This is a genomic window from Clostridium fungisolvens (assembly GCF_014193895.1).
Taxonomy (GTDB): domain Bacteria; phylum Bacillota; class Clostridia; order Clostridiales; family Clostridiaceae; genus Clostridium_AR; species Clostridium_AR fungisolvens.
In genome coordinates this window covers 751,535-766,300 of sequence record NZ_BLZR01000001.1, presented here as the reverse complement: position 1 = coordinate 766,300, position 14,766 = coordinate 751,535, and the positions used below count along the sequence as shown (strand labels likewise).

General features: G+C 31.8%; 13 protein-coding genes and 1 other annotated feature. Of the genes, 3 read left to right on the top strand and 10 right to left on the bottom strand.

Annotation, left to right across the window (positions count from 1 at the left end; translation table 11 throughout):
* Nucleotides 1-135: 135 nt before the first annotated feature.
* Nucleotides 136-774, bottom strand: a complete 639-nt coding sequence (locus bsdtw1_RS02905; RefSeq protein ID WP_183276099.1) for an RpiB/LacA/LacB family sugar-phosphate isomerase — start codon at nucleotides 772-774, stop codon at nucleotides 136-138.
* Between the two features lie 317 nt (nucleotides 775-1,091).
* On the opposite strand from bsdtw1_RS02905, the gene bsdtw1_RS02900 reads away from it, so the two are divergent.
* Nucleotides 1,092-1,952 (top strand): AraC family transcriptional regulator, encoded by an 861-nt coding sequence (locus bsdtw1_RS02900; protein WP_183276098.1) that lies wholly within the window; start codon nucleotides 1,092-1,094, stop codon nucleotides 1,950-1,952.
* A gap of 127 nt (nucleotides 1,953-2,079) precedes the next feature.
* Here bsdtw1_RS02900 and bsdtw1_RS02895 read toward each other — a convergent pair whose 3' ends face one another.
* Nucleotides 2,080-3,519 (bottom strand): 6-phospho-beta-glucosidase, encoded by a 1,440-nt coding sequence (locus tag bsdtw1_RS02895; protein ID WP_183276097.1) that lies wholly within the window; start codon nucleotides 3,517-3,519, stop codon nucleotides 2,080-2,082.
* 355 nt (nucleotides 3,520-3,874) lie between these two features.
* Nucleotides 3,875-4,480, bottom strand: a complete 606-nt coding sequence (locus bsdtw1_RS02890; RefSeq protein ID WP_183276096.1) for an FMN-dependent NADH-azoreductase — start codon at nucleotides 4,478-4,480, stop codon at nucleotides 3,875-3,877.
* Between the two features lie 570 nt (nucleotides 4,481-5,050).
* Between bsdtw1_RS02890 and bsdtw1_RS02885 the strand changes: the two genes are divergently transcribed.
* Entirely contained in the window at nucleotides 5,051-6,184 is a 1,134-nt protein-coding gene (locus tag bsdtw1_RS02885) for a glycosyl hydrolase (RefSeq protein WP_183276095.1), read from the top strand.
* Nucleotides 6,185-6,316: 132 nt separating this feature from the next.
* Here the strand turns inward: bsdtw1_RS02885 and bsdtw1_RS02880 are convergent, their stop codons facing one another.
* Nucleotides 6,317-8,719, bottom strand: coding sequence for a valine--tRNA ligase (locus bsdtw1_RS02880; RefSeq protein ID WP_183276094.1), 2,403 nt, complete (start codon nucleotides 8,717-8,719; stop codon nucleotides 6,317-6,319).
* A 159-nt stretch (nucleotides 8,720-8,878) separates the two neighbouring features.
* Nucleotides 8,879-9,135 (bottom strand) — a binding site (T-box leader).
* Between the two features lie 321 nt (nucleotides 9,136-9,456).
* On the opposite strand from bsdtw1_RS02880, the gene bsdtw1_RS02875 reads away from it, so the two are divergent.
* A complete protein-coding gene (locus tag bsdtw1_RS02875) occupies nucleotides 9,457-10,158 on the top strand; it encodes an SDR family NAD(P)-dependent oxidoreductase (RefSeq protein ID WP_183276093.1) in 702 nt (233 codons plus the stop codon).
* Nucleotides 10,159-10,367: 209 nt separating this feature from the next.
* Here the strand turns inward: bsdtw1_RS02875 and bsdtw1_RS02870 are convergent, their stop codons facing one another.
* The 6 genes from bsdtw1_RS02870 to bsdtw1_RS02845 all read right to left on the bottom strand — a co-directional run bounded on the left by bsdtw1_RS02870 (nucleotide 10,368) and on the right by bsdtw1_RS02845 (nucleotide 14,766).
* Nucleotides 10,368-10,853: a hypothetical protein gene (locus tag bsdtw1_RS02870; RefSeq protein WP_183276092.1), complete on the bottom strand. Its 486-nt coding sequence runs from the start codon at nucleotides 10,851-10,853 to the stop codon at nucleotides 10,368-10,370.
* 346 nt (nucleotides 10,854-11,199) lie between these two features.
* Nucleotides 11,200-12,342: an iron-containing alcohol dehydrogenase gene (locus bsdtw1_RS02865; protein WP_183276091.1), complete on the bottom strand. Its 1,143-nt coding sequence runs from the start codon at nucleotides 12,340-12,342 to the stop codon at nucleotides 11,200-11,202.
* A gap of 77 nt (nucleotides 12,343-12,419) precedes the next feature.
* Nucleotides 12,420-12,965 carry a cyclophilin-like fold protein gene (locus tag bsdtw1_RS02860; RefSeq protein ID WP_183276090.1) on the bottom strand — a complete coding sequence of 182 codons (546 nt, stop codon included), beginning with the start codon at nucleotides 12,963-12,965 and terminating at the stop codon, nucleotides 12,420-12,422.
* An 84-nt stretch (nucleotides 12,966-13,049) separates the two neighbouring features.
* Entirely contained in the window at nucleotides 13,050-13,925 is an 876-nt protein-coding gene (locus bsdtw1_RS02855; RefSeq protein WP_183276089.1) for a DUF362 domain-containing protein, read from the bottom strand.
* Nucleotides 13,926-13,995: 70 nt separating this feature from the next.
* The gene (locus bsdtw1_RS02850) at nucleotides 13,996-14,397 is read right to left on the bottom strand and encodes a MerR family transcriptional regulator (RefSeq protein WP_183276088.1); all 402 of its coding nucleotides are present in this window, start codon (nucleotides 14,395-14,397) and stop codon (nucleotides 13,996-13,998) included.
* 33 nt (nucleotides 14,398-14,430) lie between these two features.
* Complete coding sequence (locus bsdtw1_RS02845; protein ID WP_371874646.1) at nucleotides 14,431-14,766, bottom strand: DUF2500 family protein; 336 nt, start codon at nucleotides 14,764-14,766, stop codon at nucleotides 14,431-14,433.

Sequence of the window (14,766 nt, the reverse complement as noted above, 5' to 3'; positions counted from 1 at the left end):
ATATATATTTACTTGCTTAAAGTTATGTTAGTATAGATAAACTACTTCGTAATAAAATTTATTATTTTTAAATTCTCTCACCAAAACCCGTGAGAGTTTTAAAAATAGATTTCGGATCGAAGTGGTTCATCTTTACTAAGCTAATATCTCTCTTATATATGAGGCTATTTCTTCATTCTTGCAATTTTCAAAAAAGTATTCCTTGAATCTTTCTCCACTGATTGCTCCCTTTAATAACTCTTGGTCTATTCCCTTTAGTATTGTTACGATGTCTTTATAAGTAACTTTCTTAACTTCGTCTAATATTTTCTTATTTCTCTGTTCAGGTATAGCACGATCTCTTGGATATCCTTGTCCACTTTCACCTTCGAAAAGTCTTTCAAAAACATATTGAAGGTTCAACTCTGCTCCCCATCCAAAACCTTTCGCGAATGGCATAGATATTGCATTTCCATCATTTATTTGAGCAAACATATATGCATCTGAAGGATCTACTACATAACCACATATAACTCCTGGGAATGAATTACATGCAAGCATAGCACCTGCACCTGTACCACAACCAGTTATTACATAATCTACTGCACTAGAATTAAGCAATATAGCTGCTAATATACCATTTTGAACATAAGTAAGAGAATTCTTATCTTCCGTTCTATACATTCCATAATTAAATACTTGATGTCCCATAGGTTCTACAACCTTCTTTAGAGCAGTATATACTATTTCATTTTTTGAGGCCTGACTATTTTCATTAATTAATGCTATCTTCATGTTATAAATTCCTCCAATTCAAATTTAAATCTATATATTCTTATTTTTAGGCACTATTAGAGTAATTAAATAAAACCTTCTATTTTACTTTGAATTTATATATAAAGTATAGCAATTAACATTTTCAATTTCTTGTTATTTTTTATATTAAATATTGCAATTATTGAACAACGATTTTATACTTATATCAATAATACAATTTTAAATATTTTTAAATTTTTCCTACATATATTTCCTTGAAACTTGCACCGATTTTGATGAGACAATTTTAAATATGAGTTTTAATATATACTAGATTATAAAGAGGTGAACCTATCTTGAAAGAACTTAATTCGTGTAAAGAGTCAATGCTACAGTGTATGAATACCAAAAGTTTTGCAATTGCCCATCTTTACAAAGATGAGAAAAGTATGGATATTCATGTTCATGATTGCTATGAAATATATTATTCTATATGTGGAAGTAAGCAATTTTTGATAAACAATAAGTTCTATGATATAAATCCAGGAGATTTATTTGTAATTAACCAATACGAAAGCCATTATTTATCACAAACTGACCAAATGAAGCTAGAACGAATAGTTATATCTGTACATCCTGAATTTGTACGAAATCTTTCTACTGAAATTACTGATTTAGATTATTGTTTTTCCTATCGTCCAGAACACTTTAATCATAAGTTATCACTTACAAAAGATCAGCAACAAAGATTTATGTATTATGTGAATAAGATTAATTCTGTTGAAGCATACGGAAGCGATATTATTGAAAAAAGTTCCTTTATGGAATTACTAGTAATGATTAATTCATTATACCAGGCCAGCGCTATGAGTGATTTAAAGGATACATCTTACAAATACAATGAATTGGTTGAAGATATACTTACTTATGTAAACCTCAATATCTGTAATCCAATCACTATTGAAAGTTTATCAAAGCACTTCTATATAAGTAGTTCTTATTTATGTAGAATATTTAAATCTACTACTGGAACTACAATTAATAAGTATATTACTGCTAGAAGAATAAGTATTGCTAAATCACTGCTTGCAGCCGGCTCTAATGTAAATGATGTTTGCGAGAAATGTGGATTTAATGATTATAGTAATTTTTTGAAGTCATTTACGAAAACTGTTGGAATATCTCCTAAAAAATATTCTCTTTATTCATTTACCTAAAGAGATAAATCCTTATTTTACTATGTATTTAATTAATGAAATATAAAGAAAGTAAAGACACCTGTTAAATAACCTGTGCTTTACTTTCTTGATTTATTGTATATATCTTAAATTATTTTACTCTTAATTAGTTATCGCTCAAATCTTCACCATTAGTTTCGATAACCTTCTTATACCAATCAAAGGATCTCTTCTTTGATCTCTCAAGAGTTCCATTGCCTTCATTGTCCTTATCCACATATATGAAGCCATAACGTTTTTTCATTTCCCCAGTAGTGAAGGAAACTAAGTCTATACATCCCCATGGAGTATATCCCATTAACTCTACACCATCAAGGTTTATAGCTTTCTCCATCTCTTCTATATGTGCTCTTAAATATGCTATTCTGTAATCATCATTTACTGTACCATCTTCTTCCTTAACATCTATAGCTCCAAAACCATTTTCTACTACAAATAGAGGAAGTTCATATCTTTCATATAACATATTTAAGGAATATCTTAAACCTACAGGGTCAATCTGCCAGCCCCAATCTGATGCTTTTACGTATGGATTTTTAACTGTTGATTTTTGACCTCCTGATAATCCATCAGTCGCTTCGTTAGCTCCAGTCTTAACTGCATTAGACATGTAATAGCTGAAGCCAATATAATCTGCAGTTCCTTCTTGTAGTATCTTGGCATCCTCAGGCTCCATCTTTATGTTGTAACCTTTTCTTTGCCATTCTTTTAATGCATACTTTGGATAGTGTCCTCTGCAGTGAACATCAGCAAACAAATATCTATCATGCATTGCTTCTACAGATAACATCATATCATCAGGATGACAAGAGAATGGATAAATTGGAACAAAAGCAATCATGCAGCCTATCTTTAACTCTGGATTTATCTCATGTCCAGCCTTTATTGCTAATGCACTTGCTACAAGCTCATGATGAACCGCTTGGTACATTATCTCTTCTCTATTTTCACCAGCTTCAAATCTAACCCCTGAACAAGTCCATGCGAATATATCTACATCCACATTCTTTTGGTTGTTTATTTCATTAAAGGTCATCCAGTACTTTACCTTATGTTGGTATCTTGTAAACACTGTCTTTGCATATCTTACAAAACAGTCAATTACTTCTCTGCTTCTCCACCCACCATATTTTTTAGCTAAGCCATAAGGCATTTCAAAATGAGATAAAGTTATTACTGGCTCTATATTATTTTTTAATAGTTCATCAAACATATCATCATAGAACTTCAAGCCTTCTTCATTTGGTTCTAATTCATCTCCATTAGGAAATATTCTAGACCATGCAATTGAGGTTCTAAAACATTTGAAACCCATCTCTCCAAACAAAGCAATATCATCTTTATAGTGAGTATAAAAATCTATAGCCTCATGGTTAGGATAGTTATTTCCTTGAATTACTCCATCAGTAATAACTCTTGGAACTCCATGTGCTCCTGCAGTCATAACGTCAGCAACGCTTGGCCCCTTTCCGCCTTTATTCCATCCACCTTCTAATTGGTGAGCAGCTACTGCGCCACCCCATAAAAAATTCTTAGGAAAGCTCATATGTATATCCTCCTTATGTTCTTAAGCTTTATTATTTTATTATAGATACTATATTCTTATTTTAAATTTTAATTTAAGCTCCTTATTTTAACTATCAATTTATACATATATAGAAATTCTTTGATAAATAACTTAAAACACATATTAATTGAATTTCAACTGAGCACAATTATAAATTATTGTATTAAAAGATATAATCTATTTTATTATATACAACTTTTAAAATCGTTTTCAAATATAAAATATATAAACTGTGTTAATACAGTTATAGTTTTAACCTTAATAAAGAATAAAAAAATGGATAGTTCTAATGACCATCCATTTATATATGTACAAGCTATTATTTCCACAATAGTTAAAAATCTTTTGCTAAATCTTTAGCCTTATTTATTGTACCATTTACTATTGCATCTACATCTTGCCCAACCACATCTAACATCTCTGCTGCTACTGTAGTAAAATCTGTTATTCCAAAGAAGCCAAAAATCGTTCTTAGGTATCTATCTCCCATTTCAAAGTCTGCAGCAGGACCTTCTGAATAAGCACCGCCTCTTGCTACTATATTTATTGCCTTCTTTCCTTGAAGCATACCAACTGGTCCTTGCTCTGTATATCTAAAGGTTATACCTGTAACACTTACATAATCAATATATGCCTTTAGTATAGCAGGAATACTTAGATTCCATAGAGGCTCAGCAATAACATATTTATCAGCTTCTGCAAATTGATATGCATATTTCAATACAGGATGTTTCTTGCTTTCCTCATTCTTAGGGCCAAAAACCGATCCAAGATCTTCTGCTGACAAGAAATTAATATCCTCTTTGTACAAATCTAAAGTTATTATTTCATCCTTTGGATTTATTTCTTTATACTTCTCAATAAAGCTATCAGATATCTTAAAAGTTCTTGATGCTTCATCTGGTTTACAATTTGCTTTTATATATAGAACTTTACTCATTTTTTTCAACTCCCTTAAATAATATTCACAATATCTATAATGCTCTTTTTTATAATAAATAAACTTATGTTTTTTTATTTTTATATTTTGTTACCAATTTATATGTACTTCCCCACTTTTTATGTTATAATATTTTCTGTGAAAACGATACATTTCCCGTTTTTATCAACATAAAAATAACCAAATACACCTTTCGTTTGTTTCTTACATATTTCAATTTATGATTTATTCTTCTTTATCATTAAATCGTTCAAATACGAAAATCCAGTTTACAACTACTAATATAAGAATAAAGTACATTTATTAACTGTAAGATTTCTTTATTTAAATCTATATAAACAACTCAAATGATTATACTTAAGTCAAAATTATGCTGGCTTCTTTATGTGATTATAGATTAAGTAATTACATATCTAAATACATCAATAGAATCTTTTTTTCATTAGATTATATATTTTTAACTCTCTTAAAGCTTTACTAATTTTCTTTATATAAATCTTTTAATTTTCACCACTGTAATCTATTAAAATTTAAAATAGATTAAAAATATATAATAGGAGGATTATAAAAATGATCACCAAAGTATTTAAAAAAAGATCATTACTACTGTCACTAGCGTCTTTAGTTGTTATAGGGCAAGTAGGTATTTTCGGTGTTTTCAAACCAGAAAAGGCATTAGCGGTTGGAAGTGTATCAAAAAAAGGAGTTGCTTCTAACTATTACTGTAACAACAATCTTACTAAACTTAGTGACCTTAATGTAGGCTGGTTCTATAACTGGTCAACTAACTACAGTGCTACAACTTCTACAAACATGGAGTATGTACCTATGGTTTGGGGAAGAGATTATGTAACTTCCTCGAATATTACTGCTCTAACTCAAGGTAAAGCTTCAGGTAAATTTAAAAATCTTTTAGCTTTCAACGAGCCTGACTTAGCTGGTCAAGCAGCTATGTCTGTTGATGAGGCAATAGGTTACTGGCCTCAGCTTATGAGTACTGGTTTACGTCTTGGAAGCCCTGCGCCTACTACGCCTGATAATGGCTGGCTTGATAACTTCATGACTCAAGCTAACAGCAAAGGGTACAGAGTTGACTTTATTGCCCTTCACTTCTATCCTGACTTCACAAACCCTAATTCAATAAATGATATAAAGACTAAGATAACTAATGTATATAACAAATATAAAAAGCCAATTTGGATTACAGAACTAGGTACAGTAGACATAAATGCATGGGGAATTCCAACTAGTGCCCCAGTATCTCAACAAGCTGCAGATTCTTATATGCAGAGTGTAGTCGCAATGCTCGAGAGTCTTCCATTCGTTGAAAGATATGCATGGTTTATGGATAAATGTCCTACTGATCCGGTTACAAAATACTCATCTTTATATGATAGCAACGATAATCTTACAAGCATTGGGAAAATCTATCAAACAGTAACTGTTAACAATTCTATTTTCTATCAAGATGCTAATTATGGCGGAACTTCAGTAGCATTGCCAAAAGGAAATTACACCATGGCTCAACTTAATGCTGCCGGAATTCCAAATGACTGGATATCTTCTTTAAAGGTGCCTTCCGGCTGGACTGTGGAGCTTTATCAAAATGATAATTTTACAGGTACAAAATGGACCTTTACATCAAATAGTTCTTACGTAGGTTCTGCAGTTAACGATCAAGCAACCTCTATCAAAATTTACTAATCCTAATAGGTCAAAAAGCATAAGCTATATACCATCTAGCTTATGCTTTTTCACTGTATAGAAAATTATTAAACTTTTAACTGAGCTAAACTAAAGCATTTCAATGTCTTTAGAAGGTTTTTTATTGCAGCCTTACTTTAATATCTCTACGCCAAACTTTTCATCAAAATGCAATTCAATATTTTCAGCCCAAGTACATGCTTTTAGATCCTTCAAGGTTCTATTAAAATAGCTATTAAATTCCTTAGGCATATTAATATTGAGATTGCTCAAGCTTTCTTTTAAGGAAAGATTTCTTTCAGATTTATACTTTCTTACCTCTGAAACAATCCCTTCAATAACCTCTCCAAATTCAAGTATTTTCTCTTTTTCTGTATCTACATCAATTCCCCATCCTAAATTATGAATAGATATATTTTTTTCAAAAGCTCTAAAATACTCTTGATATATCTCTTCAGTAATGTGCGGAACATATATGGAATAAAGCTTCAGTATTTCTAAAAGACTTTTATATAAGGCATATTGAGCTGATTTCCTCTCATTGCTTCCGTGTACCTCAGGCTTATACAATCTATCCTTTACTATTTCTAGGTAATTATCACAAAAATCACTCCAGAAAAATTCATCTATCTCCTTCTTAGCTAGCCCTATCTCATATTGATTTAGATATCCTTTCATGGTTTCTTCTATGCTTTTAGCTTTTTCTATAATCCAACTATCAATCGGTAGCAGATCCTCTGGTTTTTCTCCATCGAAGTCTTGAAGCTGTATAATACAAAAGTTTGCTGCATTCCAAAGCTTAGTGATAAATCTCTTAGACTGCTTAAGTTCCTCTTCAGAAAACATAGTATCAGTGCCAAGCCTTGCACCTGCAGACCAATATCTAAGTTCATCAGCAGAATGTCTATCAATAAGGTCCTTTGGTGATAAAGTGCCATTATTTTTTGATTTACTTATCTTCTCTCCTTTTTTAGCTAGAACAAACCCACATATCATTATATCCTTCCAAGGAAGCTCTCCTGTATGAAACAGACTTCTAACTATGGTATAAAAGGCCCAAGTTCTAATGATTTCATGTGCTTGAGTCCTCATCCCCATTGGCATAAGTTTTTTAGTTAAATCCCTATCACCCTTCCAGTCTGAATTTATCATTGGAGTTAAGGAAGATGTAGCCCAAGTATCAAATACAGCTGTTTCAGCGGTAAATTCATTACATCCACAGTGACAAGCAGAAGACGGTTTTGATTCAATTGGGTTTATTGGAAGCTCCTCTTCCTTTGGAAAAATAGTCTTGCCGCATTTATTACAGTACCAAAGTGGAAATGGAACTCCATAATATCTTTGCCTCGAAATACACCAATCCCACTTCAGGTTTTCAACCCAGTTTATATACTTAGTCTTCATTGAAGCAGGGTACCAGTTTATACTGTCAGCAGCTTTTAGGTACTTTTCTTTTTCGCTTAATATATCAATATACCACTGCTTTGACGGTATTATCTCTATTGGCTTTCCACATCTCTCATGAACTGAAACCTTATGTGTAATAGCTTCGCTTTTTATTAAAAGGTTATTTTCTCTAAGAAGCTCTATTATCTTTTCTCTAGCATTAGCTACCTTTAAGCCTCCTATATAAGGAACTTCACCAGATATTTTGCCATTAGCCTCAACTACCCTTTTGTAACTCAATTTATGCTTTTCATACCATTCTAAGTCAGTAGTATCACCAAAGGTTGCACACATAACTACACCAGTTCCCTTTTCTAAACTTACCTTTTCATCTGAATAAATTGGTATATCAAAGTTATATAAAGGTACTTTAGCAGTTTTCCCTATATATTTTTTATATCTTTCATCTTCTGGATTTATAAATAAGCATACACATCCATATAAAAGTTCTGGCCTAGTTGTTGCAACTATAAGCTCCTCACCATCAACAATGAAAGGAATATAATTAAAGGTACTTTCCTTCTCTATGGCTTCAAGCTCGGCTTGGGCTATGGAGGTTTGACAAGTAGTACACCACAAAACTGGCGACTGCTTTATATAAGCCTTTCCTGCCTTAGCCATATCTATGAAGGCCTTTTGAGATATTTTCTGTACTCTTTTGTTAATAGTCTCATACTGGAGACTCCAATCTACACTAAATCCCATTGCTGTCCAGAGACTTTTAAACTCTTCCTCATATTTTTTAGTGGTCTTTAAGCATTTTTTAATAAACTCACTTCTCGGCATAGATGCTGCTCTTATACCTTCTTCCTTCTCTACAAGCCTTTCTGTAGGAAGCCCATTGTCATCGAAACCAAAAGGATAAAATACATTTTTACCCTGCATTCTTTGAAATCTCGCTATAATTTCAGCCTGAGTATAGGAAAATATATGACCTATATGAAGGCTTCCGCTTATAGTAGGTGGTGGGGTATCTATTGAAAAGGTTTCTTTATTGCTATTAAAATCATATTTATATATCTCATTATCTTGCCAATATTGTTGCCATTTATTTTCAACCTCTGATGGGTTATATTTTTTACTTAACATATTAATTCCTCCTAATAAAAAGTTGGTTTATAATGCAAGAAAATCGTGCACTATTTTCTGCATCATGCATTGATAAATAATTTATATGACTAGCCATTGATCTTAAGAAAAATAGAAATTCTATCTTTTATATAAAATAAAAAAACCTCCGTCCTAAAAATATAGGACGAAGGATAATCTCCGTGGTACCACCTAAGTTTGTACTGATGTACACTCTCAATTTATAGTGCAGGCATTTTATATTGCCGATACTACTTCCCTTTTAACAGCGGGATCTCCGTTAAAGCCTACTCTCTCATAGATTTCGGTTTACAGCTCAGAGGCTACCTTCATCATACACATCATGGGAAATTTCCACCAGCATTCCCTCTCTTTATTTCAGTTATACAACTACTCTTCCTCTTCAAAGACTTTATTTGTTAAATTATACATATATTATCAATTATGTAGTGTATTGTCAATATCTAAATTATAATTTTATATAATACTCATTATATGCTCTATGATTAATATTATTGTGCTTTTATTTGTTTATATTCATTTTTTTATAATTATTTAGTCTGGTAATATTTTTATGGTCTTAAAATCACAGATTATCCAAACATCCAAAAGTTTTTCCTAATTAAGCTTTTTTATTAAGATTTTTATAAACTGCATTCTTAATATAATTATTCCTATAAAAGTATATAATGTAATAATATATGATCAATAAAATTAATAAGAAAGAAGTGAATGTAATGAAGAAAACTGTTTTAATAACAGGCGGAAATAAAGGCATTGGATTAGAATGCACACGACTATTTCTTAAAAATAATTATAAAATTATAATAGTTGCAAGAGACTACACTAATTTTGAATTTGATGATAATGAAAATGTTGAAAAGATAGAATATGATTTATCTTATTTAAGTGGCATAGAGAAGTTAGTTGGTAAACTTGATCATATAGATGTATTAGTTAATAATGCTGGAATAATGAATTCTATACCTTATGATATTTACTCAGAAGAAGAAATAAAAAAAATTATGAATATAAATCTTTATGCACCGATAGAACTTATAAAACATGTTTCAAAATCAATGATTGCTTCTGGCAGTGGGAGGATTGTAAACATCTCATCAATTGCAGGACAAATTGGACATCCAGACATATGGTATGGAATATCAAAGGCTGGACTAATTAATGCAACTAAAAGTTTTGCAAAGTTATTAGGAAGTAAAGGAATTATAATAAATGCAGTAGCTCCAGGACCCGTAGAAACTGATATGATGACACTAATACCTGAACAAAGGAAAAAAGATATAAAAAGCAACGTTTATTTAGATAGGTTCGCCAAACCAGAAGAAGTGGCAAAAACAATATATTGGCTAGCAACAGATAGCCCAGAATATATAAACGGTACATGCATTGATATAAATAATGGTGCATTTCCAAGATAGTTCGAAACATATCTAATAATAATGAATACCATAGATAAGCCAGTTCTACTTAGATTGTGTAAAATAATTCTCTATACTAGTTAAACCGGTTGTAGCCCGCTTCTAAGAAATGAACTGGGATATCTATTCCGCTTAATCAGATAACCGATTCTAATATATCCTCAAACTTAAGAAAGAACTCAATTATGGCTAAATCCTTAAGCCTTATATTATATAAATTGGCTAAAGTTATGAGCAGAATAGTCAGTATTTTTAGAAGCATCGACTAAAAGATGTGTTGATAATTCTACATGCAATCCTTCTCTCAGTAAACTCATCATCAATATATAAGTATCAACATTACTTGGACACTTCTCTCCTAATAAACTTTTTAATATCACACATACTTCTTCAAAAGTAGGCTTTTGGTTAACATATAGAACTTGTTTTAAATCACCATCTACAAAGGCAGTTTTTTTAGGCATTTCCACTGCTTCACCCCTGAATCTCATATCTAGCATATTCAAAACATAGCCTAACTTTCTTTTTAATTTATTGTCAATTCCTTTGTATAAAAGCCAATGTGAATATGGATATCTTGGGTCCGGCATTTTCGCCTTGCATAAAAGCCTAACTATTTCATTCAATTTATCTACTTTATCTGTAAGTTCCTTAACTTGATTTTGTAAAATTTCAATTGTTACATTTTCGCCCATAGCTCTCCCCTTCAAAAGTTTAGATTTTGCCTAAGGTTATATTTTCCATAAGCCTAATTATAAGCATTCTTTAATTTATCTGCAAGGGAATCCGCATCCAACCTTATATTTTACTATATTCAGTGATTTCAATTAATTTAAATTAATATACAAAAAAATAGTAGCCCCAGGTCGAATTGGAAAGCTACCATTCTTATCTTTTAAGAACATATATCTTAGTAATATATAGATTGAATCTTATCTATTTTGCAATTTGCACTTTATTCCAATAATATTTCAACTATTTATGCTACAATTCACTTTAATAATTCTATACTATATTATAAGAGTCAAAATAAAATATTTATTATAGTATGCATCTTAGTATAATATCTTTTACTTCTTCTCTTGTAAGTATATCATCATCCTCGAATTCTTTAAGTGCTTCTAATATAACTTCCTTTTCTGGAACCTCTGCTATTTCATTGAATGTAACCGCAATTCCATATTGCTTATAAACACTTTCTGTTATAGCAATTCCTTCTTCGATTACTTCAGTTTTGCTTTTAGCACTTGGATTTACATCCATTACATTAACAGCATAGTTATATACTTGATTGCTGTAATGGTATCCCATAGCCTTAAGCCATTTAGGAAAAATAACAGCTACAGCCTGACGATAATTTACATGGAATAACTCCTCTGCAATTGTTTCACAGCCATAAAGTGACCATGCGCTTTCTTTTCCACATCTTAGCATTCCAAAAGTGTTAACTGCCGATGCCCACATAAGATCAGCTCTTGCTTCATAATGTTTGGGATCATTTAAGACAACCGGCATACTATCCAAGACTGTTCTCATCACTGTCTCACAAAAGCCTTCAGCAATTTTACTGTTTCCCCCAAAATAATTTGAGAATAATTGTGCAAAGGTCACTAGAGCACCGTAAGCAGTTTCTTTCTGATTTACTGAATAGGTTAATTCAGGATTTAATATAGCAAATGAAGGATACTTACCATACAATGAACCACGTGCTCCGCTTTCATGATCTTCTATTTCAGCTGCTGCATCCACTTCTGAACCACCTGAAGGAAATGTAGGAATTTCGCCAACAGGTAACATTTCTTTATCATTTGGCGAAAGCTCTCCTGAAAGATAATCCCAAAGGTTATCATTTTTAGCACCAAAGGCAATGATCTTTGCCATATCCATGCATACACTGCCGCCTATACCAACCACTACATCTACAGCTTCAACCTTACATATTTTTACTGCTTCTAATACCTTTGAATAAGCTGGAGTTACATTCCCTCCAAAATCCACATATGAAATCTGATTTTTGGTCAACACAGCGGTAATTTTCTCATAGTTGCCACTGGACTTAAGGGAATCTCCTCCATAAACAAGCAGAACTCTATTTCCATATTTCTTTATTTCTTGTGGAAGCTTTTCTAGTGCATCACTTCCAAAATGTATTGTAACTGGATTGCTATACGAAAAATTAAGCATTTTAACTTCCTCCTTGTTAATACCAATGCAATAAATTGCAATTAATTAACTAATTTTCTTTGATAAAACCCAGATTATTAATTAATTGAAAAAGTAACCTTTGCACTACCTAAACCTAAAGCTTCAACTAGACCAGTGGTGTTATCAATGTGTCCAAGTTTTACATAGCTGTATGAGGTATTAAACGCCTTGTAGAAAAGAACAAGACAGTTGTTACCATAAAGCATTAAATCGCCTTCATTAATTTTACCTGGAGATATAGATTTATCTGCACGCAAATCACTTGATAAATAATTATATTTTTCATTACCATTGAGTTCAGACATATCCACTGTTAACGGCAATTGTTTAATAAATGCTTTAGTAGTATCATTATCCTCAATAGTTGTGTTAAATGTCTTATTTCCAACTACTATATTTATGGTAGTCATTTCTTTCACTGTTGTATTCTCCTTCGCACTATCTGTTTGGCTTTTATAGCCTATATCAGCTGAGCTTGAGCCGATCTCAGAAGTAGTAGACTTTTCAGATGATATATTATTATTGTCTGATGCAGTATTATTACATCCTACAAAAGTAAAAATAACAGCGAGAGTAAAAAACATAGATAAGATTCTTTCCATTCTTTATACTCCTTCTCTATTTTTAATATCTCGTATTATCCATGCAAAATCCTAACTTTAACCTTAATACAAGAACTATGATCTTTATTCTATATCAATTAGTTCATATTCTCTGGACCCAACACCTAACCTCGCAGCTTCTTCAACAGTATGGATTCCATGTTTTTCTTCCATTCGATGAATTAAACTTGCTTTTCCTTTGTCGTCTGATTTATATATCAAATCAACACAAGCTTGGTCCAAAGCAACTGGGTCTAAAGAAGCAAGAATTCCGATATCCTTCATTTCCGGATCCTTAGGACAAGAATTACAATCGCAATCTATTGAAATGTCACGCATAACATTAATAAATAAAATATTATCTTTTCTATATTCAACGATTGAACTAGCTGCTTCAGCCATTGACTCTAAAAATGCATCCTGAGGTGTATTAAAGAAACCATCAGGTTTGTTGGCGTTACCAGCTGTATGGATATGCAGCTTCCCCTTACTTGACGCAATACCAATTGAAGTATTTTTTAATGCTCCTCCAAAGCCCCCCATTTGATGTCCCTTAAAATGAGATAATATTAATAACGAATCATAATTTGCTAAATGACTGCCAACATAGTTAACTTTTAAATGTTTGCTATCTTTAATTGGTAGCTCCAGCTCTCCTTCTTCATCCATAATATCTACCTTAAATAGATTAGTAAATCCATGTTCTTGAATTGCTTTCCAATGCTCTTTAGATTCCATTCTTCTACCTGGATAAGCGGTATTACATTCAACTACTGTTCCATGAACATAGTCAACTAACTCTTTCATAAATTCTGGTTTTAAAAAGTTCTTTCCTCCAGGTTCTCCAGAATGGACCTTAACTGCAACTTTACCACCTAATTCTCTTCCTAGTTGTTTGTAAATATTAACCAAGCTTTCTGGCGTAATATTTTTTGTGAATAATACTTTTGATTTACTCATATTCTCATACCTCTCATTTTTATTTTTATCTATATTTAATAATACAAGTATTCCTCCTAGATCTATCTTCTTAATCTTGATCCTTTTGATGTCTGTGAATGGCTTCTGTGCCAGCCTCAATTGCAGTCTCATAATACCCTATCTTGTGTATAATAGTTTCCATAACCTTATTTAATTCTTCCATTTGCTTTTGAACATCCTCTTTTCTTTCAAGAAAAATATCCATACGCTCCTTAAGGGTACTATCGCCTTCTTCGCACAAATCCATATACCTCTTTATATCTTTTATAGACATTCCAGAATTCTTCATACAAGTTATGATATCTAGTCTTTGAAAATCTTCATCTTTGAAAACCCTAGTTCCATTTGGTTTCCTATCTACAAAAGGAAGAAGTCCTTCCTTATCGTAGTAACGCAAGGTTGGAACCGTAACCCCCATTTTTTCTGCAACCTGTCTAATTGTATAGTTCATGATGGCCCTCTTTCTTAACTTAATTATTATTAATCATAATTTTTCTATGCATCCACTAACAGATTTAAATTTTAAAAAACATTCTCCTTTATAATCTAACTCTCCCCATTCATACTCATGTACTTCCCTAAAACTCCGCTCCCTAACTTTAAATTTTATCCGACTGCCACTATCTAATTCAAAAACTAAAATTAAATCTGTATTACTAGTAATAGCACCATTCACATGCACATCAGTGTGGATATCTCTTGTTTTCATAATGAGCCTTGCCTTAGTAGATAGTATTTGCAACTTTTCTTTATTTCTATATAGTCTTATTACCTTAATAATTATAGAAGTTGCAAATAAAATAAATATAACCTGCCCCAC

What these genes read in the sequence shown, in the direction of transcription:
- bsdtw1_RS02860 (WP_183276090.1), bottom strand. Translation starts at nt 12,965, where the DNA reads ATGGAAAGAATCTTATCTATGTTTTTTACTCTCGCTGTTATTTTTACT.
- bsdtw1_RS02865 (WP_183276091.1), bottom strand. Translation starts at nt 12,342, where the DNA reads ATGCTTAATTTTTCGTATAGCAATCCAGTTACAATACATTTTGGAAGT.
- bsdtw1_RS02855 (WP_183276089.1), bottom strand. Translation starts at nt 13,925, where the DNA reads ATGAGTAAATCAAAAGTATTATTCACAAAAAATATTACGCCAGAAAGC.
- bsdtw1_RS02870 (WP_183276092.1), bottom strand. Translation starts at nt 10,853, where the DNA reads ATGGGCGAAAATGTAACAATTGAAATTTTACAAAATCAAGTTAAGGAA.
- bsdtw1_RS02895 (WP_183276097.1), bottom strand. Translation starts at nt 3,519, where the DNA reads ATGAGCTTTCCTAAGAATTTTTTATGGGGTGGCGCAGTAGCTGCTCAC.
- bsdtw1_RS02905 (WP_183276099.1), bottom strand. Translation starts at nt 774, where the DNA reads ATGAAGATAGCATTAATTAATGAAAATAGTCAGGCCTCAAAAAATGAA.
- bsdtw1_RS02850 (WP_183276088.1), bottom strand. Translation starts at nt 14,397, where the DNA reads ATGAACTATACAATTAGACAGGTTGCAGAAAAAATGGGGGTTACGGTT.
- bsdtw1_RS02880 (WP_183276094.1), bottom strand. Translation starts at nt 8,719, where the DNA reads ATGTTAAGTAAAAAATATAACCCATCAGAGGTTGAAAATAAATGGCAA.
- bsdtw1_RS02875 (WP_183276093.1), top strand. Translation starts at nt 9,457, where the DNA reads ATGAAGAAAACTGTTTTAATAACAGGCGGAAATAAAGGCATTGGATTA.
- bsdtw1_RS02885 (WP_183276095.1), top strand. Translation starts at nt 5,051, where the DNA reads ATGATCACCAAAGTATTTAAAAAAAGATCATTACTACTGTCACTAGCG.
- bsdtw1_RS02890 (WP_183276096.1), bottom strand. Translation starts at nt 4,480, where the DNA reads ATGAGTAAAGTTCTATATATAAAAGCAAATTGTAAACCAGATGAAGCA.